The following is a 19,522-nucleotide window of genomic DNA, read 5'->3' as shown; positions in this document are numbered from 1 at the left end:
AATTTACCTGAAATGTAAAACGATTAAAATTTAAAGTAAGATTCAGCATCTAATATTAAAATTGGTTGACTGGTTTTTACTTCTCTGTATCCGTCTTTGTAGTTCTGCATACCTGCCCCATCCTGAACCATGGCAAGATTGAAAAGAGACAGTGAATATTTGTCATTATTACCTAAACATAATTCCCCAATCCAATAAAAATTAGTCGGCCTTTCCCACCTTTCTTCTACCCAATTCCAGTAGTCATAATTCGGCTGAAATATAGACTGCCCGACAACCGTTGGCATATACATCGGGCGTTTAATGTTTGGCAGACTCACCGCTTTACCGGCAAAAAAATTATTTCCAGGCATTTGAGCAGGAAGCGACAAGACACCGTAATAAGATGAAAAAGTAATCTCCCCCTTGATATTTCTTATTCTTAATCCCCCCGTTCCTCCAGATAACTCATTTCCTTTCGGATTAGTAAACACCACCACCCACCATGCTGCATTCATTTCTTTGCCGGTCTTTTTATTTACACATACATATTCCGACCACACAGAATAATCCAAATATGAATAATCTTCTCTCGCTCTCATGATAGCGTCTGAATTATCTGTATAGAAAAAGAATATGGCATTATCTATTGTGAGTGACGGATCAACATCTTTTGGATTAAAAATCCCATTGATATTCATTTTCTTTTTATGAAAAGCATATCCATACCCCATTGGGGGTTTTTCATTGAGAAAGACCGTGTTACCCGCAACACGCAACCCATAATTTAAGCCCGGCGTTTTTAATTTAGGGTCGGGCCATGCTATAATTTTTATAAGATTGTTTAATGCCAGTCGATCAACAAAGATTTGTGTATCATCGCCAAAACCCGACACGGTCACTATTCCGTTATTTTCAGAATACTGAATCATCTCAAGTGCGCCATCAAAAAAGACCCCACGCCCAGTGTACCGACGTTTTATTATTGCCATCCCCCCACTTTTAATTATTGTGAATCTATAACCGGAGGGGATTTTTACTGGACACTCCCAGTCATACCAAAATCCATTCTGCCCTGCCGTAGGATTTTTCAAGATATCGCCCCGGCTAACTTCCACAGCTCTTGACCACACAATCGCACACGGCGATGTTTTTTCATTAAAGATAAAAGGCACTCCGTCATTAGGATTTGTTATTTTTAGTCCGTAATTACTCATAGAAAAACCCCGCATTCAACTATTGCTGTACCGTTTTTATCAAACAAATAAAACCCTCCACTTGTGAGTTGTGTTCGATACCCTCCGCTTGTTCCATTCATTTCCATGAGGCCCGTGTTTGCATCAATTCTAAAACCGCTTTTGTTCTGAATGTAATTTACTGATTTCAGATCAACACCCACAAGCAACTCTTGAATGGTCGCACTGTCAATGAACGCACTGCGCATGAACACTTGCCCGTTCTTAATGAAGAAGACAGATTCAAGTTTACCGTTTGATGGATTAAAAACACCGAATGTCTCTGCACTGAAACCAATATTTGTACTGACTTGTCCATTCTTAACTTGGGCGCCAATGACCATCCCCGCACCATAATACTGACCGTTATAGTTAATCCCGGCTTTTACGCTCCATGTTGATGAACCGTCACCTTTCATGTCAAAAACAGTGGTTGCTTTGGTTTCAATCATTGCCTTTTGTTTTTGAAATTCAGATTCAGTGAGAGTTTTGTATTCTGCAAGAGATTTGTTTGTCCCAGAAATTGCTGTTTTATTCTCATCAATGAGAGACTTGTTTCCGGCAAATTCAGCTTTCACTTGCTGCTGATATTCAGAGAATGCTTTATCTGTGTTTGCAATTGCGTTTTTATTTTCTTGAATAAGTCCTTTTGCTAAAGTGATTTTATTTGTATTATCATTAACCTCGGCTTTAATTTGATTAATGTCTTTTGCCGTTGACTCATTTAATTTGGATACTGATTCTTTAATATTTAATACACTTGAATTTGTATTCTCAAACTGACTAGACACTTGTTGTTGATAACGTGCAAATGACTGCTGTTCTGATACTTGCACTTCGCGAACTTCAACAATCTCCGCTTTTCTGTCTCCGTTCTCTCTCATCCAGCGTTTAATATCAGCATCACGCGCCACGGCATTCTCAAGCGCGGCCTCAGTATTTGAAAATGCTGAGGCCGCATTATCATCAATCTGAGATTGAAGCACTTTCCCTGCGTCTGTTGATAAGAATTTATCTCCAGCGGCGGCGACTATCCAGCTCGCATCTGAAGATGACTCTCCGCGAACAAATTCAGTCCACGGGCTTTGATTACCAGTCTTATCAACTAAACGTGCACGGAAGAAAAAGGCCACACCCGCAGCAAGGCCCTGCATAGTATAAGTTCGCTGAGGATAAGGAACGTCAGACAGCAACATCAAATCATTGCCGTCATTAGTCTTACTGTACTGAATCTCGGTGTGTTGTGTGTCTGATGTGTCATCACCGAAGTTCCAGTCGATTGTGATCCCGAAAACAATTGGGGTTGTTCTGAAATTTAAAGGTACTGGGGGATCACCCTCTTTACCTTTTAATACAGTTTCCGGGGCACTGGCCCAAATGCTGGAAATCTCAGAGGCATTGATAGCCCTTACTCTTGCCTGATAACGCCCGGCGTAAATATTGTCTACTTCAAAGCCTAACGCTGACGTTCGCGGGGCTGATATCCAGTTGCCATTATCTTTCCGCCATTCAGCTTCATATGCTATAGCGTTCTCGGTTGCATCCCATGTTACTCTCAGTGTAGTGACTGCAAGACCTTGGATAATTTTCGTGTAGGAAGATATGCGAACGTTTTTTGCTGGTGGCTGAACGCCAGGGGGAATGACAGAGATAGGGCGTTCATCAATTCGGGCGCCGGTGTCAATTCGGGCATATTTGTCAGGGTCGTGATGAACCGCGCTAACTTCAAACGTGTTATCACTTTTATCGCGTACGCTAGTAACTCTGAATTGCTGAACAAAGAGATCATTAGCATCAATCGCCCAACCTGATTCAACAGCGAGTGTTTCACTATAAGCTGTCGTGACAGTGACTACCTTGCCATTTATTGCCTGAACTGTACGTCCTTCCGATTTGCCGGACGGCAAGTTAATTAACAGGCGATCACCAACTTTTGCATCTGGTTTTCTGTCTAGCGTAATGTTTCTGCCGTTGCATTCAGATACCCGACCGCCGATTACACGACCAGAAAACAACTCATCAGCAACGCCTATGATATCTCCGGGAAGGGGTATTTTTCCTTCCAACCCGGTTGCAAATGATACTGTTCTGTCATTAGCATTAGTTAGCAACGCCCATCTTCCTCGCCGATTAGCTTCGCTCTGTCGCGTACAACCAATAGCGGTGATTTCAGTCTGGTTTACACCATATCGTCTAACCAGCTTATTATCAGAAACTACTTCAACGGCATCATTGTAGTGGTTGCTCGGATCGCCATATGACACCAGGGCATGAGTATAGCGATTACGCAGACTACCACCACCATTAAATTTTCCATCAGCAACCGATGCTTTAGTGAAAATACGACTAACATCGCGCGGCATATCAGCAATTGCGACGATTTTATTATCTGACCAATACGTCATTCCTCTGAAAATAGCTGCGAGATCACGTAATACAGAGTAAGCTTCATTCTGAGCTTGTATGTACACGTCGCACATAAAGCGCGGTTCTTTCCCATCCCCACCACGGCCATCAGGGACCGGTTGATCGCAGTATTGCGCAATTCTATAAAGCTCCCACTTATCAACCTGGCCCGCATCTAGTCTATCGCCGAGCCCGTAAAGTTTACTTAATAAAAGGTCATAAAAAACCCAAGCGGGGTTACTACTATGCGCCAATTTAAATGCGCCATCCCACATTCCAGAGTAAGTCCGACTAACTGGATCATAGTTTGATGGAACTCTAATTACTAATCCTTTAGATAAGACACTAATTTTCGGAATTCGATTATTAAATTGTTCAGCGTTAAATGTAACAAATAGAAGAGCGGTATTTGGATAACGAAGCTTTACATCAATAACTTCTGCAATAGCTTGAATATTAACTCTATCAGCGTACCGCCCTGAATTCTTATTTGGCGTCAGCCTTCTTATTCTGATTTGCCAGCCAGTAGTCGCCTTTGGTAAATTAATACGGTGTGAGCGCTCATAAGTTGATGTTGTTTTTCCATCAAATGCAGCATTGATTACTTCTTTAAATCCCGCGCCATCAGTACTTAAATCTATCGCATATTCAATGCGATAACCCGTTGTGTCGCCGTTTTCATGCTGTTGCTGTAATTGCGGAACAGAAAATCGAACACGCACAGCTGACAGTTGAGTGTTACTAATAGAACGTATCCACGGCTGATCACTTTTAAGCTCCATTCCTATATTGATTTTATTATCAACGCTTGGCATTCCTTTGATGTATTCTTGTTGCTGACTGCCTGGGCGAAATTCCCATGTGACGCCTTCAAAATTTCTTGAGCCGTCAGTATTTCCTATCGGCGTTCCATCCAAAAATATCTTTGTATCATCCAAGCCGCTTGCTATCTCACCATTACTGACTGCAAGTAATATTTTTGCTGTAGACGTAGACAGTAAGTTGTCTGGTGACTCAACAGGCGTGTGCCCTTTGCCCCCGCCGCCTTTACGCCCCTGAATTAATTGAGCTGCCATATTTCACCCATAAAAAAAGCCGCGTGAGCGACCTTACTTAAATTAATTAAATATTGTTATTGCTGATCTTCGGTATATATTCCAGCTGAGATAATAGCTCCACCAACTTCTCTCTCACCATAAAGCACCGGTATAGGATTGCCCTGCGCTGTAGTGTTAACTGCACCACCGAAGGCATAAGAGGGTTTATTATCTGCATCTTGTCGCGTTGATAAACCTGGTGGTTGCGGAGCAAGCATCTGAACAACACCACCCAAGGCCATAGCCGCGCCACCCAATGCAAGCGCCCCGCCCCATGTACCCGCTGCACTAAATGCCGCCCATCCAGCCGGACCTGTTAGCATTGCAGCACCGATCAATGCAACACCCAAAATAGTCTGAAAGAAACCGCCGCGCTTGTTACCCTTTATAATTGGAGCAATACGGATTTCTTCGTTAGTAGTTAAGTGAAGCTCTTCATTGCTAATATTTCGTTTGCCTTTAAATATGGCAAATTCAAGCCCTTTCAAATGAGCTTCATTCAAAAACTTTTCAAATCCATCACAGCGCACACACAAAGCTTTTATGGCTTCTTTCGGTGAATCAATTGCAATTATATGTTCACGCCCAAATTGTTTTCCAAGCTCGCCATAAAGCCGAACTGTTTTTAACTGATTCATACCAGTTCCTTATGTCTGACTATTTTCACTGTTCTATCACGCCAGTAATCGCTATACGGAATAATTTGGCTTAACTGTCCATATAAGTGATGAAGCAGCATTCCACTGTTCACTAAAATACCAGCGTGATTGGGTACGTCAGATTGAACCTGCATGATTACAAGGTCTCCATCTTGCGGCCTGTCCGTGATCTCGATAAAACCTTCTTTCTGCCAGTTCTCCATATAGAGGTTTTCGCCTTCTTCTTCAATAAGCTGAATTCGATTACCTGGCTCTAATTTTTGTACATCTGATGTGATATTCATGCTGAAAATGCCTGTTCAAATGTTGCATTAATTGTTAAAGCTGTAGGAGATAATGGCGTCATAGAGATAGAACTAGCGTCAACTCTGTAAAGTCCTTTCTGACCAAAAGGCGGTGTCCATATGAAGCTTTTAGCTATGTGCTGTCTGATGAAATCGAGAATCGGCATTACTTCATCTTTATGCTCAGCATAAGTAAAAGGCCACTTTTGTGATTCTGAATTAATGCCAGTTATAGCAACTTGGGAATATCCATCACCAAATTGCACTTTTCTGACGTTGTGCGCGAACTCACCTGCTGGATTATTCTGTATCTGAGTTCGCCATTTAAATTCTTCTGCCATATTTCACCCATAAAAAAAACCGCAATTAAGCGGCTAGGATAACAATTAACAGTTGTGATAGGGCGCTTGAGAACCATACTCAACAACAAGAGATGGCGGGGATTACTCCCCGCCGTTGCTCTTACCTGGGTTCGTAATCCATGAAAACAGCAACCTCCGTTTGGCCGCTTCGGATGCGAACCTCACAGAGGTCCTTCCTCGTGACCAGCACAACCGCTAAAGCGGCAATACAAATAACGATGGCGATAAGTATCGCTTTTTGCTGTTTCATGGTTAGCGTCTCCTTGCCTTTCGGCGTGTAAGAGGCTAATCTTATGTTGCAAAGCATAAGAACTGGCCTCAAATTGATTGAAAGATCATTTGGGGCTTTCTTCTATCCGCTCCAGCACGCCAGAGACAGATAGTCCCAAGCGCCCGCCAAAAATATACCAAAGCAAAATATATATATCTACAATATTACATTGCGCTACTGAATTTATTTACAGTGCCATCCTTGGCCTCAAATCCTTAAGCTATCGCGCCATTCAGAATTTTAGATACTTTGGCTATACCCTTAGCTGTCAGCAAAACCTGCTCAACAATTTTTTCACTACCATCACTTCGGGAAACTGTTGTCACCTTATGCTCAATACATCCCTGTTGAATCTTATCTTGATATCCAAGCCAACTTTTTCCACCAGCGCGCTTGTAAATCCAATGCTTCTCAGACAGGGTTTTGAACAACAGCTTAGGTTGATCTGCAAATGTTTAGCTGCATTAGTGATGCACATACTACCGTCAGCTTTAGCGATACGGTCATACGCTTCAACATCGGGCTTCATCTCTTCAACCTGGCTCTCAAGGGTGGTCTGTGTAAGTCAGCAACAGCCCACGCATAGCAGCGGGATCATTCAATACCTGCATTGGGTCAACTGACACAGGTACCAACTTACCAGAACGGTAATCAATGAAAGTTTGGTTAACTTGCAAACGGAACTTTGACGAAATCCACCCTGCATACTCAACAGCTAGAAGTTCGTGGGCAAAAGTGCCTCCATTACGGCCATCAAGTGAAACAGTGCAAATCTGCATAGTTTCTTTTTCTACTTCCGATACAAGCTCCTGAGCCTGTTTTGTTTCGAGCCAAGTCTTGGGTCGTTTGGTATCTTTACCACCACTCGCTTTGTGCAACACATTCAGATTCAACTGGATAACTGGCGAATATTGCACAGTCTGAGAATTCCTAATTGTCCATTCTAACCCCAAGCCAAGGATGGCTTAATCAATGATCACAGGCACGGCTGCTTAATTTAAACCGCCCAAACCTTGGCATCATAGTACATCACGCGGATTGCGCTACCAAAACGTTACTTGACCAATATGTTCAGCAAAAGGCATCCCATCTTGCCCATACATATGACGCCCCAACTGAATATATTGATATTTTTCTTCTCGACTGGCTTTCGATTCCTTAATATTGTTAACATAAATAAGAAATCTTAGATAATCTCCCCCATCCCTTGGGATTTGTCCAATTTGAGATGCCATAGTTCCCTCGGGCATTTCAGGCATATCTATCCCTATATCTTTCCATTTCTTGGCCTCTGGAACCCATATCCCCTGCCAATCTTCTTTGGTTATTTTAGGTAGTTTATGCGCCACCTTACACTCTATCCTTCCATGCTGAGTAAGTATCTTTAGAGGAGTTCTAACCTGCATGGTTGCTGTAAATCGATAGCCTCGCAGAACATCACCATTTATATCATTATCTAAGTCTTTGTCCCTTTTCTGCTTATTTGCTAAATATTCAAACGGTGAAAATGAATTAACTATGAGGATCTTCGTTCCATCTTCACTATATTTCCCTGTATCCATTAACCAGATGACAATTTTCTTACTTGTTATTGCTTCAAGCATACGCTCATGTTCAAACGGTGATATTTTCACTTCATCTGATTTTTCTTCATACGGACGAATATCAACTGGCGGCCCCAATACTTCTCTATTTCCATTTACTCCTGGGATAGTTACTACACCTAAGTATTCCATTTGCTCCACAATCCGGGCAGCACGGTTATAACCAATACGGAACTGGCGCTGTACACCAGAAATCGAAACCCTGCGAGAATCCAAAACATGTAAAATAGCTTTACAAATTAACGCATCGTAAGAATCATCAAAGTTCCACATTATTTCTTAACCTTATCGAAATCTTCCTGGAAAAACTTATAAGCTTTTTCAGCAGATTTACAAGCTTCAGAATCCCTGCCCGATGCTTCACACAATCCACTCATATGGGAAATTGTAGACGTTAGACCGACAATATATGCTATATCTCTGCCACATTTTGCTTGATTTGTATGCTTTATGCAAAGTGATGTTTCAAGCGATACAACAACTTCCTCTGGTGTTTTCTTCTCAGCACTGGCAGTAAAGGAACCTGATAATAATGGCATAGCAAACAATATAATAAACCTCTTCATCACACACCTCGTTTCATATTTCATTTAAGTGATGAAAGTTTAACCGTTATCGGTTGCAAATCAATGCAAAATCACGTCCGTGTAGTTTGAAGGGGCTATTTGAGGAAATACTTTGATAAAACAGCCATAGCCACAGATACAACTATAGCTGCGATTATTTTCCATGTTTGCGAGTTAAGAGCCTTATGTAACTGGCTTTCTGTAGCTACAGTTGCCTTTAAGACCGCTGTATCAATCGCTATCTCTGCTATTTTTTCCTCAAACTTGCCAACTCTTAAATTCATGTTTTCCTCTCCACCATCTCCATCTCAACCAGAATGATATTGCGCGGCAATGATTAAAATTCAATTGGATGACACTACCCGAAGTTTATTATTTAAAAAAGAGTCTTAATAAGAGATAAATTGCTCCAATCACAAGCATCCACTCACCTGTCTCATTAATTTTAATTAATCTACCCTTTGCTTTTACAATTTTTCTTTTAAGAATTTCTATCGTTTTTTGAGCAGAACCTCTAACCTCCGCGCCTTCATCAAACTTATAATATCTACTAAATGACTCATCTATATCATCAGTAATACTATCGTAAGATTCCATATGGACATCATTCGCCATTTTTGTAATCTTATATACCATAATTAACCCAATGTATATCAATAGCAAAGTTAAAAAATCAGGAGACTTAACTAAACCACCTATTGCTATCAAAGCACCTGGTATTGCAAACGCCTTATTTTGACTAGATGATATAAACTCATTTATTCTGGTCGTATATTCCAAGTTTTTTGTTCAATTTCAGATAATATTTTATTAACAGAGAATCTTTTTGTGTATAGATCTAACAGCTCATTATATCTTTTGTAAAATTTAGCATGCTTCATAAGAATAGAAACAATATTTTTTTGCTCATCTTCATTTAAAATATCTAACAATGCAGACTTCATAATTGATATTCTTTCTGGTGATTGAGCATCATCTATAGAAAGTACTTTAACAAATTCCAAAGCATTTTCTAAGCACGCGGTGATATCAGTGTTACTGAAAACATCTTTGAGAGAACAGGATATATTTATAACTAACTCCTTTCCTCCAGATTCATTTGGTATGAAAATAATATAATCTTTCTCAACACAGTAATTTGCTATTTTCGATACTACATTTTATGCAAGTAATCGATAAATCACAATCATGAATAGATGATTGTTTGTCTTTCAGGATAAAGTATATTTCTGGCAATGCGTTGCTATTTCTTGTTTCTGTCCAAAAATCATTAATATTTTGATAAAATGGGCATTTCCCGTCAGTCCAAGAGTTGGCTTGCAATGAAAAACCAACTTCATTTTCTTCATTATCGCATTTACAAACTTTTCAAAGTCATAATCCTTACTTATATATTTTAAAAAAACATCTGGTGTAGAAAGAGGTAGAGTATCTTTTTTTATGAAACCATGAAGTTTCCCTTTTCGACCAAATTTACCTTCAATCCTTTTTAAAAAAAGCTGCACATCCCCTTTATCTAAATGCCAAAGTTTACCCATTTGGTAATCGAATGCTACCGGCTGCTCTTTCTTGAATAACTCAGCCGTTAAAGCAAACTGAGGTCTATATCTAGCAGGCATCACCACCACCAAGGGGTCATAGCCGCAACTCTCACAATGATCATCCACAACATAGCTTTCATTACCACATTCCGGACACCCTGCAATTGAAGTTATTAAAGAGTTACAAGTTAATATTGACAACGATATTTGCATTTATCATGCACTTGATTATGGTATACATGCGGCATTTGGTGGACTACAGCTGGGAATATTACATTACGGCAAGGATGAACTGGGAAAAGCCATTAAGTTAGTAACACCCACGCGGAAACATTGTCTTTTTCCAGCAAGTCATGAACTCTCTATTCAATTTACGAAGATAGAAAAAAAGTCAGTGAGCTAAACAATAAGAATGAGGAAATAATAAATAACGTTCACGCTATTTTAAATTCAATCACTACAACAAAGCGACTTATTGAAATTTGGCCGGAAGCGAAAGATTTAATTCCTTCTGAAGAAATTAGAAGTATAAACACTTCACTGTCAGTAAAAGTCGAAGACTTAAACAAAATGATTGGCATACCCAAAATCGAGGATTAAACAATGTCAGACAATAAAAGACACGTGCACGCTGATGCAATGCTTGAATATGCGATAGATGCTTCTAAGACTGATGAGCCTTGGAAATTGTGGGAACAATTATGCGCTGATGAAGAATGGAGGGCTTTGACTTCTAATCCGTGGTGGCACCCTGGTTATGTATATCGCCGAAAGCCAGACGTTATTACAATCGGAACAGTCAGTTTTCCGAAGCCTGTTGATTATGAATTAAAAACAGGTGCTGGGTGGCTGCTAATATTGGAGGTTGTTATAAATGTAACTGGGGTGATAATGACATTGATATAGCTTTATTAAAAAGAGGCCTGATTCATTTAACAAAAGAAGCTGCTCAGCAACATTGTGATGCATTAATTAAAATAAGTAGAGGTGAGTTTTAATATAAGCGTTTTTAAAAAGCCCGCTGAAGAAGTTTACAGGCAGTGCTGGGGTGATATTCAAGAATTAGATGAAGATGATTTTAATAAAGCAAAAAATGCTGCTATTGCAGATTTGTCTTCATTGCTTTATAGAACAACTTTATTGGATATCGAAACTTTCAAAAATGAAGTTAAAAATTTAAACAACACAAAGTAAATAACATGGAACAATGAAGCCAGCGGAGGGCGTTGGGGATATATCATGAAAATAAACAAACAACTTTTCAATTTAGCTCAATGTGAAGCTTATATTGCTCGTCATTTGATGAGCGAAATAAACTGGTCAATAGCTATGAACTATCTGAGATTAGCATATGAAGATGGTTAAAGAGTGGCTCTTCGCTATGTTATATCCTGCCTGTTTAGTTCTCTTCTCGACGTTAATTTTAATTTTTTTGAGGTAATTATGCTTATAGTCAACTGTGATTCTTTTAAAGTCAATCGCATTAGCGAATCAAATGAAATTGAAATAACCGGAAATGTCACTATACAGGGGAATTCCGAGGAAGTACTTAATTCAACTAATCTTTGTTTCAACGAAGTGAAGGAATATTTCGAGCAAAAGGGATATAAAATAGAGGCTTTATGATATGAACCCATATGCCGTTTATGATGAAATTGAAGAAAAGCGGTTAGAAGAAGAATGTTACAGGGAAGTTATATTAGAACAACAAGGCATGGACGCCGAAACCATTTATAACAAGCTTCCTGAGCTTGCTGGAATCTTTTCAATCGAAACTAACAAGTTATTTGGCGAACTACTCATTGAGAACGATGAAGCCGTAGAGCTCGTTAATGCTCTTTTGTACGAACTGAGTTTAATGAAAGTCAAAATGGAGGATGTATGAGTACAGCGGTACAAAAAGTTTATGAAATCATCAACCCGCTCAAAACTGAATTTGAGCAAGTTTGTAGCGAACCGGGCATAGCATTTAAACGTGAGTCTGAATTTGCTATGCAGATATTCGCAAATAACGATTTTTTAGCCATAACCGCATTAAATAATCCAGTTTCAGCGCGTAGCGCGGTAATGAACATTGCAGCAATTGGCATTAGTCTAAACCCCGCACAAAAATTGGCTTATCTAGTGCCCAGAAACAAGAGTGTGTGTCTTGATATCAGCTACATGGGTTTGATGCATATCGCTCAACAATCGGGCGCTATTAAATGGTGTCAATCGGCTGTTGTTCGAAAGAATGACATATTCAAGCGCACATCTATTGATATTGCGCCAATTCACGAATACAACGAATTCGACACAGCGCAATCCAGGGGGGACATTGTCGGCGCGTACACAGTAATCAAAACAGATGACTGTGATTACATTACTCACACAATGAGAGCATCATCCATATTTGATATCAGGGATAGATCATCGGCATGGATAGCATATAAAAACAAAGGGAAATCATGCCCGTGGGTTACGGACGAGGAGCAAATGATTTTAAAAACCGTAGTCAAACAGGCTGCTAAATATTGGCCTCGCAGGGAGCGATTAGATAAAGCTATTGACTATGTAAACACAGAAGCGGGCGAAGGAATTGATTTTAGTAAAAATCAAAACTCTCACATTGATGTAACTCCCGCTGCGGATAGCACAATCGAAAGCATAACAAACTTACTTACAACAATGAATAAGACTTGGGACGATGATCTACTTCCCCTCTGCTCAAAGATATTCAAACGACAAATATTATCACCCGCCGAATTAACAGAATCGGAGGCAATTAAAGCATCTGATTTTTTAAGGAAAAAGGCATCATAAATGATCAGCAACGAACTCATTCTCAGCAAAACAGGGATTGATTTGCTCACGGTCGAACAAGGAAGTTATGATTGGCAGCGGTTAAGATTAGGTGTAATAACGGCATCGGAAGCCGGAAAAGTGATATCAAAACCGCGCAGTGGCACAAAATGGACTGACACAAAGCTGACATATTTCTATACGTTACTCGGTGAAATATGTACAGGCGGTGCGCCGGAAGTAAATGCAAAAGCATTGGCGTGGGGAAAAAATTACGAAGAATCAGCAAGAGCAACTTTTGAATTTGTAGCTGATGTAAATGTGACTGAAACTTCTATTTCATTCAAAGATGAATCACTCAGAACTGCATGCTCCCCGGATGGAATTTGCAGTGATGGACGGGGGCTTGAACTCAAATGCCCCTTCACTACTGCCGTATTTATGAAATTTAGACTGGGTGGTTTTGATGCTATTAAATCTGAATATATGTCACAAATTCAATTCAGCATGTGGGTTACTGGCAAAAATGAATGGTACTTTGCTAATTATGATCCACGCATGACAAGAGAAGGAATTCATTATGTCGTCGTTGAGCGTGATAAGGATTTCATACAGCAATTCGACGACCTTGTTCCCGATTTCATAGAAAAAATGGACGAATCATTATATGAAATCGGTTTCAAATTTGGCGATCAATGGAAATGAAGCGCAATCACGATAATATTCAAGTCGGGAGGGTTTATTATGTGAGAAATTTGCAAAAAGAAAGGATGGACAAATGAGTGTTCCTATTTATCTGACTGATATTGAACTTTTTTCAATAACAGGATTTAAGCAAAAAAGCCAACAAATAAAGTGGCTGATAAGCAATCACGTACATCATTATGTTAATCGACTGGGTAAACCTATTGTTATCAGAACAACTATTACCGGTAAATATATCACTCAAGCTAACGCGGATTTGGAAACACCTGATTTTGGAGCATTAACTAATGGCAAGGAAACGCAAAGATCATAATGATAACAAACTACCCACGCGCGTATCAAAAAACAAATATTCTTATTACTTAAAAACCAAAGATAACAAAACTATCATACTTGGACCACTAACAATGAGCATGATCGAGTTATGGGCAAAATATGATGGAGAAATAGCAAACCAAAAAATAATAATGACGTTTTCTAAATTATGGGGAATGCACTTAAGCAGCCCCGCATTTACTGAATTATCAGCACGTTCTCAGAAAGATAAATTACAGGGAGCAAAAAATATTCTGAAAGTTTTCGGTCATATCAATGCTGATAATATTAAACCAGAACACATCAGGCAGTATATGGATATAAGAGGAACTCAAAGTAAAACACAAGCTAATCATGAGCTATCTTATATGTCTGTCGCATTTGGTTGGGGGTATGAGAGAGGATATTGTAAAAGAAACCCATGCTCTGGGATCAAGAAGTTTAGTACTCCAATTCGTGAAAAATATATCACTGATGAAGAATACCAAGTTTCTTATGATGTATCCTCTCCGATTGTTAAGATAGCTATGGAGATATCATATTTATGTGCATCACGAATCGGTGATATATTGAAGTTAAAACATAATCAGATATCAGAACAAGGGATATATATCAGACAGGGTAAAACTGGCGTCAAACAAATAAAGAAATGGACAGACAGGCTTCAAGCGTCAATAGACTATGCAATTAAATTATTCCCGCCTGGGTCAAAAGAATCATATGTGATCATCAATACAAAAGGAAACAAATTTACAAAGTCAGGGTTCGACAATCACTGGAACGAAACAAAAATAAAAGCCTCAGAAATCCTTGGCAGGAAATTGATTTCACATTTCATGATATCAAAGCTAAAGCAATCTCGGATTTTGAGGGGAGCTCAAAAGACAAACAATTATTCAGTGGCCACAAAACCGAATCTCAAGTAAACGTTTATGATCGCAAGACAAAGATAACCCCAACTCTGGACCTTCCAAAAATCAGCAAAAATGAAAGAATATAGAGGAATTGAAATAGTTAAATAGCTGAGATAAAAGGATTTATATTTTCGTTTTTATACTGTATATTCTTTCAAATTTTTATAACACATTGATTTATATAAAAATTGTATCGGATTCTAATTCCGGAATTCCCAGGTTCAAATCCTGGTACCCCAGCCAAATTCTGAAAGCCTGCTTTCCAGCAGGTTTTTCGCTTCTCAAGCCCCTCAACTTCCTCCCTTAACTTACATAAGAATATATAAAAAGAAAAATGGACAGCCCGCGCCATAAATAGATTTACGACGTGTTTGTGAGCTGCCAATACCAATCTATACGTTACAATCCCAACGCATATTTAAGCGCCGCTTTTTTCATTACTCCAGCTCGTTGGGCTGCCATCAGTGCCAGATTACGTGCAACTTTCAGCCCCGGTAACTCATTACTGAACACGGTGTAAAACAGATCCATTCCAGCCTGCATCATCAGGTTATCCGGCATTCTGTGACGCTGATAACGCATAAGCACTTCCAGTGAATCCCATTTTTCTGTTAATTCTCTGGCCTTCACCAAAACATTAAGCAATTTATCCACATCCCGATAACCAAGATTTACTCCCTGTCCTGCTAATGGATTAATGGTATGAGCCGCATCGCCCAATAATACTAATCCTTCACGCACATAGCTGTTAGCGTGATGGCGAGCCAAAGGAAATGAGCCGGCGGCAACAGGCGTCACTTTACCTAATCGCACAGGAAAGGACTGAAAAATCTCCCGCTCAAGTTGAGCCATTGGCATTGACTGTAACTGCCGTATACGTGCCGGTTTGTCATACCACACCAGAGAAGCCCATTGGTCAAATAGCGGAAGAAATGCTCTTGGTCCAGAAGGGAAAAACTGCTGCCAGGTAATGTCTTGCTGTAGCTGCTCGGTTTTTACTGTAATCAACATACAAGCCTGTTTGTATTGCCAGCCACGGCTACCAATCCCTGCCATTTGCCGAACCTGAGAGCGGGCGCCATCAGCCCCGGCAATCAAACGGGTATTAATTTCAATTCCATTATCCAGAGTGACCAACCAACCCGCTTTCTGCCGCTGCATTGATTGCATTACCGCAGGGCACAGCAAAGTCAAATTGGGATATTTTTCAAACTGCCGCCACAGCGCCAGCTGCAAGATACGGTTTTCAACCATATAGCCCAGTTCAGGCAGACCCAGACTTTGTGCATCAAACACCAAATTAGAGTCATTTTGCTCCCAAGTCTCCAATTTGCGATACGGGGCACTGCGCATCTGTAATACCACATCCCATGCACCAAGTTGTTTGAGCAAATCTACAGAAGCACAACTGATTGCCGATACGCGCACATCAGGATAACTCTGTGCATCATAAGATTGTGGGGGCTGATGATCCAACAAAGCAACTGTCCAGCCTTCTTGCGCCAGTCCCAATGCTATCGCAGCGCCGATCATGCCAGCACCAACCACCACTACATCAAAAATCTGTTGCGAATTATTCATATCAGTCATGCTATTAACTCATTGATTGGCACAGTGTACCGGATTTTTAATCCTTCGGTAGAGAATATCCTGTTTAACAGTCTGGTCACTGCTCCCTCAAATGACTACAATATCCGGCAACTTTATGCCTAATACACAACTGCTTTTGCAGTGCAATAATCTTCTTAAGCACTGTAGAAAGCCCGGATGCACAAGAAAATGTCGACGATAAAAAAACTGTATATTAAAACTTGGGGCTGTCAGATGAATGAATATGATTCATCTAAAATGGCCGACCTGCTCGAAAGTACTCACGGTTATCAGTTAACCGATGTCGCCGAAGAAGCAGACATTTTACTATTGAATACCTGTTCAATCCGTGAAAAAGCACAAGAAAAAGTTTTCCATCAGTTAGGCCGCTGGAAAAATTTGAAAGACACCAACCCAGATATCATTATTGGCGTCGGTGGCTGCGTAGCCTCTCAGGAAGGAGATTTCATCCGTCAGCGCGCCCAATGTGTAGATATTATTTTTGGACCACAAACACTGCACCGTTTACCTGAAATGATCAACCAAGTTAAAGGCACCCGCAGCCCGGTTGTTGATATCAGCTTCCCGGAAATTGAAAAATTTGACCGTCTACCTGAACCACGTGCTGAAGGTCCATCTGCATTCGTTTCCATTATGGAGGGTTGCAACAAATACTGTACTTTCTGTGTCGTACCTTATACCCGCGGTGAAGAAGTCAGCCGACCGAGTGATGATGTTTTGTTTGAAATCGCTCAGCTTGCTGCACAGGGTGTACGTGAAGTTAATCTTCTCGGTCAGAACGTAAACGCTTATCGTGGTGCAACTTATGATGGTGACATCTGCTCTTTCGCTGAGTTAATTCGTTTGGTCGCTGCTATAGATGGCATTGATCGTATTCGTTTTACCACCAGCCATCCTATTGAATTCACAGACGATATTATCGCTGTCTATGAAGATACACCAGAATTGGTTAGTTTCCTGCATTTGCCGGTACAAAGTGGTTCTGATCGCATTCTGACTCTAATGAAACGTGCGCACACTGCCCTTGAATATAAAAGTATTATCCGCAAACTGCGTAAAGCACGACCAGAGATCCTAATAAGCTCTGACTTTATCATCGGCTTCCCAGGTGAAACCCAAGATGACTTTGAGAAAACAATGAAACTAATCGCTGATGTCAATTTCGATATGAGCTACAGCTTCATCTATTCCGCCCGTCCCGGAACGCCAGCAGCGGATCTGCCTGATGACGTCAGCGAAGGAGAGAAAAAACAGCGTCTTTATCTACTGCAACAACGCATCAATCAACAAGCTATGAGCTATAGCCGTGCTATGTTAGGTAGTGTACAACGTATTCTGGTAGAAGGAACTTCCCGTAAAAATGTGATGGAACTTTCCGGCCGTACTGAAAACAATCGGGTCGTCAACTTTGAAGGCCAACCGGATATGATTGGCAAATTCGTTGATGTTGAAATTGTTGATGTCTACGCCAACTCACTACGCGGTAAAGTTATCCGTACCGAAGATCAGATGGATCTTCGCATACACGAATCACCTGAATCCGTCATAGCCCGTACCCGCAAAGAAGATGAAATCGGGGTCGGCACTTATCAGCCTGAAATATAGAGATAATCAGTGATTCAACAAACTCATTCACAAATCGCAACCCAGGATATTTTCCTTGAACCGGCCGACAATCAGCGTCTGATGAGCCTGTGTGGCCCGTTTGATGACAATTTAAAGCAGCTTGAGCGCCGGCTGGGCATTGAAATCAGCCGTCGTGACAACCGTTTTAAATTGATGGGCAAACCGTTAAGCGTTAGTGCCGCCACCAATATCCTACGCCATTTATATGTGCAAACGGCCCCTGTCCGTGGTGTTATCCCTGATATCAAACCAGAGCAAATTCACCTGGCGATTACCGAGAGCCGGGTTCTGGAGCAAGCTGCCGAAAACATACCTGAATATGGCAAAGCCGTTAATATTCGAACCAAACGTGGCATGGTGAAACCACGCACGCCCAATCAGGCACAGTATATTGCTAATATTCTTAGCCATGATATTACGTTCGGAGTTGGCCCTGCCGGTACAGGAAAAACTTATTTGGCTGTTGCCGCTGCGGTTGATGCACTGGAGCGTCAGGAAATTCGCCGTATCCTGCTAACCCGCCCGGCAGTAGAAGCAGGCGAAAAACTGGGTTTCCTGCCTGGCGATCTGAGCCAAAAAGTTGATCCATACCTGCGCCCGCTCTACGACGCCTTGTTTGAAATGCTGGGTTTTGAAAAAGTTGAGAAGCTGATCGAACGAAACGTTATTGAAGTTGCCCCATTAGCTTATATGCGTGGACGAACACTGAATGACGCGTTTATTATTCTGGATGAGAGCCAGAACACAACCATCGAGCAGATGAAGATGTTCCTGACTCGTATCGGCTTCAACTCCAAAGCGGTTGTCACAGGCGACGTTACACAGATTGACCTGCCTCGTGGACAGAAATCCGGCCTGCGCCACGCGATTGAGGTTCTGTCAGGGGTCAGTGAATTGAGTTTTAACTTTTTCCACAGTGATGATGTTGTCCGTCATCCGGTTGTTGCCAAAGTAGTCATCGCTTATGAAGAGTGGGAAGCCACGGAACAAAAACGTAAACAGACACTCAGTGAACAACGTAAACAGGAAGCACAATGAGTTCAGTAATACTTGATTTACAAATTGCCTGTGAGAACTCACAAAATCTTCCTGAAGAGACCCTGTTCCAGCGCTGGCTGGATAGGGTTTTACCGCAATTTCAATCTGAAAGTGAGGTAACAATCCGCATTGTTGATGAGGCAGAGAGCCACGACTTAAATCTGACGTATCGCGGTAAAGATAAGCCAACAAATGTGCTGTCTTTCCCATTTGAAGCACCACCAGAGGTTGATTTACCCCTGCTTGGTGACCTGATTATCTGTCGTCAGGTAGTTGAAAAAGAAGCGGAGGAGCAACAAAAAACAGTAGAAGAACATTGGGCACATATGGTTGTCCACGGCTGCCTGCATCTGCTGGGCTATGACCATATCGAAGATAATGAAGCAGAAGAAATGGAATCTCTGGAAACAGAAATTATGCAAAAGCTGGGTTATGCTGATCCCTATCTTGCAGAAAAAGAGTAACCCCTCTCACCATTTTTATGCTAAAAAATACCAACAACAACTTATTTAATGGGAAATTTTCATT

The 19,522-nt window shown here is 40.8% G+C and carries 25 protein-coding genes and 3 pseudogenes; 13 read left to right on the top strand and 15 right to left on the bottom strand.

The genetic code is table 11. The annotated features are described in order from the left end of the window. Nucleotides 1-23: 23 nt before the first annotated feature. From ABR397_RS05940 to ABR397_RS05875, 14 genes and pseudogenes are all read right to left on the bottom strand, one after another. On the bottom strand, nt 24-1,196 hold the full coding sequence (locus tag ABR397_RS05940; RefSeq protein ID WP_350304900.1) for a hypothetical protein: 1,173 nt from the start codon (nt 1,194-1,196) through the stop codon (nt 24-26). Next, nucleotides 1,193-4,696 carry a host specificity protein J gene (locus tag ABR397_RS05935; protein WP_350304899.1) on the bottom strand — a complete coding sequence of 1,168 codons (3,504 nt, stop codon included), beginning with the start codon at nt 4,694-4,696 and terminating at the stop codon, nt 1,193-1,195. Before ABR397_RS05935 ends, ABR397_RS05940 begins: the two co-directional genes overlap by 4 nt. Before the next feature lie 56 nt (nt 4,697-4,752). After that, nucleotides 4,753-5,355, bottom strand: a complete 603-nt coding sequence (locus ABR397_RS05930; protein ID WP_350304898.1) for a tail assembly protein — start codon at nt 5,353-5,355, stop codon at nt 4,753-4,755. After that, nucleotides 5,352-5,600 (bottom strand): annotated as a pseudogene (locus ABR397_RS05925) (NlpC/P60 family protein); the annotation flags it as partial. The gene ABR397_RS05930 and the pseudogene ABR397_RS05925, both read right to left, overlap by 4 nt. A 56-nt stretch (nt 5,601-5,656) precedes the next feature. Beyond that, nucleotides 5,657-6,001 carry a phage tail protein gene (locus tag ABR397_RS05920; protein WP_350304897.1) on the bottom strand — a complete coding sequence of 115 codons (345 nt, stop codon included), beginning with the start codon at nt 5,999-6,001 and terminating at the stop codon, nt 5,657-5,659. A gap of 121 nt (nt 6,002-6,122) precedes the next feature. Beyond that, on the bottom strand, nt 6,123-6,272 hold the full coding sequence (locus ABR397_RS05915; RefSeq protein WP_350304896.1) for a Hok/Gef family protein: 150 nt from the start codon (nt 6,270-6,272) through the stop codon (nt 6,123-6,125). Nucleotides 6,273-6,508: 236 nt separating this feature from the next. After that, on the bottom strand, nt 6,509-6,724 hold the full coding sequence (locus ABR397_RS05910; protein ID WP_407072867.1) for a phage antirepressor KilAC domain-containing protein: 216 nt from the start codon (nt 6,722-6,724) through the stop codon (nt 6,509-6,511). 114 nt (nt 6,725-6,838) lie between these two features. Then, the gene (locus tag ABR397_RS05905) at nt 6,839-7,210 is read right to left on the bottom strand and encodes a KilA-N domain-containing protein (protein WP_350304895.1); all 372 of its coding nucleotides are present in this window, start codon (nt 7,208-7,210) and stop codon (nt 6,839-6,841) included. Between the two features lie 753 nt (nt 7,211-7,963). Beyond that, nucleotides 7,964-8,158 (bottom strand): annotated as a pseudogene (locus ABR397_RS05900) (DNA translocase FtsK); the annotation flags it as partial. Nucleotides 8,159-8,169: 11 nt separating this feature from the next. Then, nucleotides 8,170-8,463: a hypothetical protein gene (locus tag ABR397_RS05895; RefSeq protein ID WP_350304894.1), complete on the bottom strand. Its 294-nt coding sequence runs from the start codon at nt 8,461-8,463 to the stop codon at nt 8,170-8,172. Nucleotides 8,464-8,558: 95 nt separating this feature from the next. Further along, the gene (locus ABR397_RS05890; RefSeq protein WP_350304893.1) at nt 8,559-8,747 is read right to left on the bottom strand and encodes a hypothetical protein; all 189 of its coding nucleotides are present in this window, start codon (nt 8,745-8,747) and stop codon (nt 8,559-8,561) included. An 88-nt stretch (nt 8,748-8,835) separates the two neighbouring features. Then, nucleotides 8,836-9,243 carry a hypothetical protein gene (locus ABR397_RS05885; protein ID WP_350304892.1) on the bottom strand — a complete coding sequence of 136 codons (408 nt, stop codon included), beginning with the start codon at nt 9,241-9,243 and terminating at the stop codon, nt 8,836-8,838. Continuing rightward, nucleotides 9,222-9,467: a hypothetical protein gene (locus ABR397_RS05880; RefSeq protein ID WP_350304891.1), complete on the bottom strand. Its 246-nt coding sequence runs from the start codon at nt 9,465-9,467 to the stop codon at nt 9,222-9,224. Before ABR397_RS05880 ends, ABR397_RS05885 begins: the two co-directional genes overlap by 22 nt. Nucleotides 9,468-9,674: 207 nt before the next feature. Further along, entirely contained in the window at nt 9,675-10,205 is a 531-nt protein-coding gene (locus ABR397_RS05875) for a hypothetical protein (RefSeq protein ID WP_350304890.1), read from the bottom strand. A 168-nt stretch (nt 10,206-10,373) separates the two neighbouring features. On the opposite strand from ABR397_RS05875, the gene ABR397_RS05870 reads away from it, so the two are divergent. From ABR397_RS05870 to ABR397_RS05825, 10 genes and pseudogenes are all read left to right on the top strand, one after another. Then, nucleotides 10,374-10,604, top strand: a complete 231-nt coding sequence (locus ABR397_RS05870) for an Nmad5 family putative nucleotide modification protein (protein WP_350304931.1) — start codon at nt 10,374-10,376, stop codon at nt 10,602-10,604. Nucleotides 10,605-10,607: 3 nt separating this feature from the next. Beyond that, nucleotides 10,608-10,910 (top strand): hypothetical protein, encoded by a 303-nt coding sequence (locus ABR397_RS05865; RefSeq protein WP_350304889.1) that lies wholly within the window; start codon nt 10,608-10,610, stop codon nt 10,908-10,910. Between the two features lie 81 nt (nt 10,911-10,991). Continuing rightward, on the top strand, nt 10,992-11,198 hold the full coding sequence (locus ABR397_RS05860) for a hypothetical protein (RefSeq protein ID WP_350304888.1): 207 nt from the start codon (nt 10,992-10,994) through the stop codon (nt 11,196-11,198). A 45-nt stretch (nt 11,199-11,243) separates the two neighbouring features. After that, nucleotides 11,244-11,369: a hypothetical protein gene (locus ABR397_RS05855; protein WP_350304887.1), complete on the top strand. Its 126-nt coding sequence runs from the start codon at nt 11,244-11,246 to the stop codon at nt 11,367-11,369. A gap of 262 nt (nt 11,370-11,631) precedes the next feature. Next, the gene (locus ABR397_RS05850) at nt 11,632-11,889 is read left to right on the top strand and encodes a hypothetical protein (RefSeq protein ID WP_350304886.1); all 258 of its coding nucleotides are present in this window, start codon (nt 11,632-11,634) and stop codon (nt 11,887-11,889) included. Next, a complete protein-coding gene (locus tag ABR397_RS05845; protein WP_350304885.1) occupies nt 11,886-12,806 on the top strand; it encodes a recombinase RecT in 921 nt (306 codons plus the stop codon). The genes ABR397_RS05850 and ABR397_RS05845 overlap by 4 nt, the downstream gene beginning before the upstream one ends. Beyond that, nucleotides 12,807-13,490, top strand: coding sequence for a lambda exonuclease family protein (locus ABR397_RS05840; RefSeq protein WP_407072866.1), 684 nt, complete (start codon nt 12,807-12,809; stop codon nt 13,488-13,490). Further along, nucleotides 13,481-13,567, top strand: coding sequence for a DUF1317 family protein (locus ABR397_RS05835; RefSeq protein ID WP_350304929.1), 87 nt, complete (start codon nt 13,481-13,483; stop codon nt 13,565-13,567). Before ABR397_RS05840 ends, ABR397_RS05835 begins: the two co-directional genes overlap by 10 nt. After that, complete coding sequence (locus ABR397_RS05830; protein ID WP_350304884.1) at nt 13,564-13,803, top strand: DUF4224 domain-containing protein; 240 nt, start codon at nt 13,564-13,566, stop codon at nt 13,801-13,803. Before ABR397_RS05835 ends, ABR397_RS05830 begins: the two co-directional genes overlap by 4 nt. Beyond that, nucleotides 13,778-14,805: pseudogene (locus tag ABR397_RS05825) on the top strand (tyrosine-type recombinase/integrase). The gene ABR397_RS05830 and the pseudogene ABR397_RS05825 overlap by 26 nt, the downstream one beginning before the upstream one ends. 313 nt (nt 14,806-15,118) lie before the next feature. Here ABR397_RS05825 and ubiF read toward each other — a convergent pair. Next, complete coding sequence (gene ubiF, locus ABR397_RS05820) at nt 15,119-16,300, bottom strand: 3-demethoxyubiquinol 3-hydroxylase (RefSeq protein ID WP_350304928.1); 1,182 nt, start codon at nt 16,298-16,300, stop codon at nt 15,119-15,121. Between the two features lie 198 nt (nt 16,301-16,498). Here ubiF and miaB point away from each other — a divergent pair, with 198 nt between their 5' ends. The 3 genes from miaB (at nt 16,499) to ybeY (ending at nt 19,458) form a co-directional block, all read left to right on the top strand. Next, on the top strand, nt 16,499-17,935 hold the full coding sequence (gene miaB, locus ABR397_RS05815) for a tRNA (N6-isopentenyl adenosine(37)-C2)-methylthiotransferase MiaB (protein WP_350304883.1): 1,437 nt from the start codon (nt 16,499-16,501) through the stop codon (nt 17,933-17,935). Between the two features lie 81 nt (nt 17,936-18,016). Then, nucleotides 18,017-18,994, top strand: a complete 978-nt coding sequence (locus ABR397_RS05810) for a PhoH family protein (RefSeq protein ID WP_350304927.1) — start codon at nt 18,017-18,019, stop codon at nt 18,992-18,994. Further along, nucleotides 18,991-19,458 carry an rRNA maturation RNase YbeY gene (ybeY, locus tag ABR397_RS05805; protein ID WP_350304882.1) on the top strand — a complete coding sequence of 156 codons (468 nt, stop codon included), beginning with the start codon at nt 18,991-18,993 and terminating at the stop codon, nt 19,456-19,458. The genes ABR397_RS05810 and ybeY overlap by 4 nt, the downstream gene beginning before the upstream one ends. Nucleotides 19,459-19,522 lie beyond the last annotated feature (64 nt).

It is taken from the genome of Photorhabdus viridis (assembly GCF_040256935.1).
Lineage (GTDB): Bacteria > Pseudomonadota > Gammaproteobacteria > Enterobacterales > Enterobacteriaceae > Photorhabdus > Photorhabdus viridis.
Note: the sequence above shows the minus strand (reverse complement) of the source record. Positions and strands in the feature narration are given on the sequence as shown.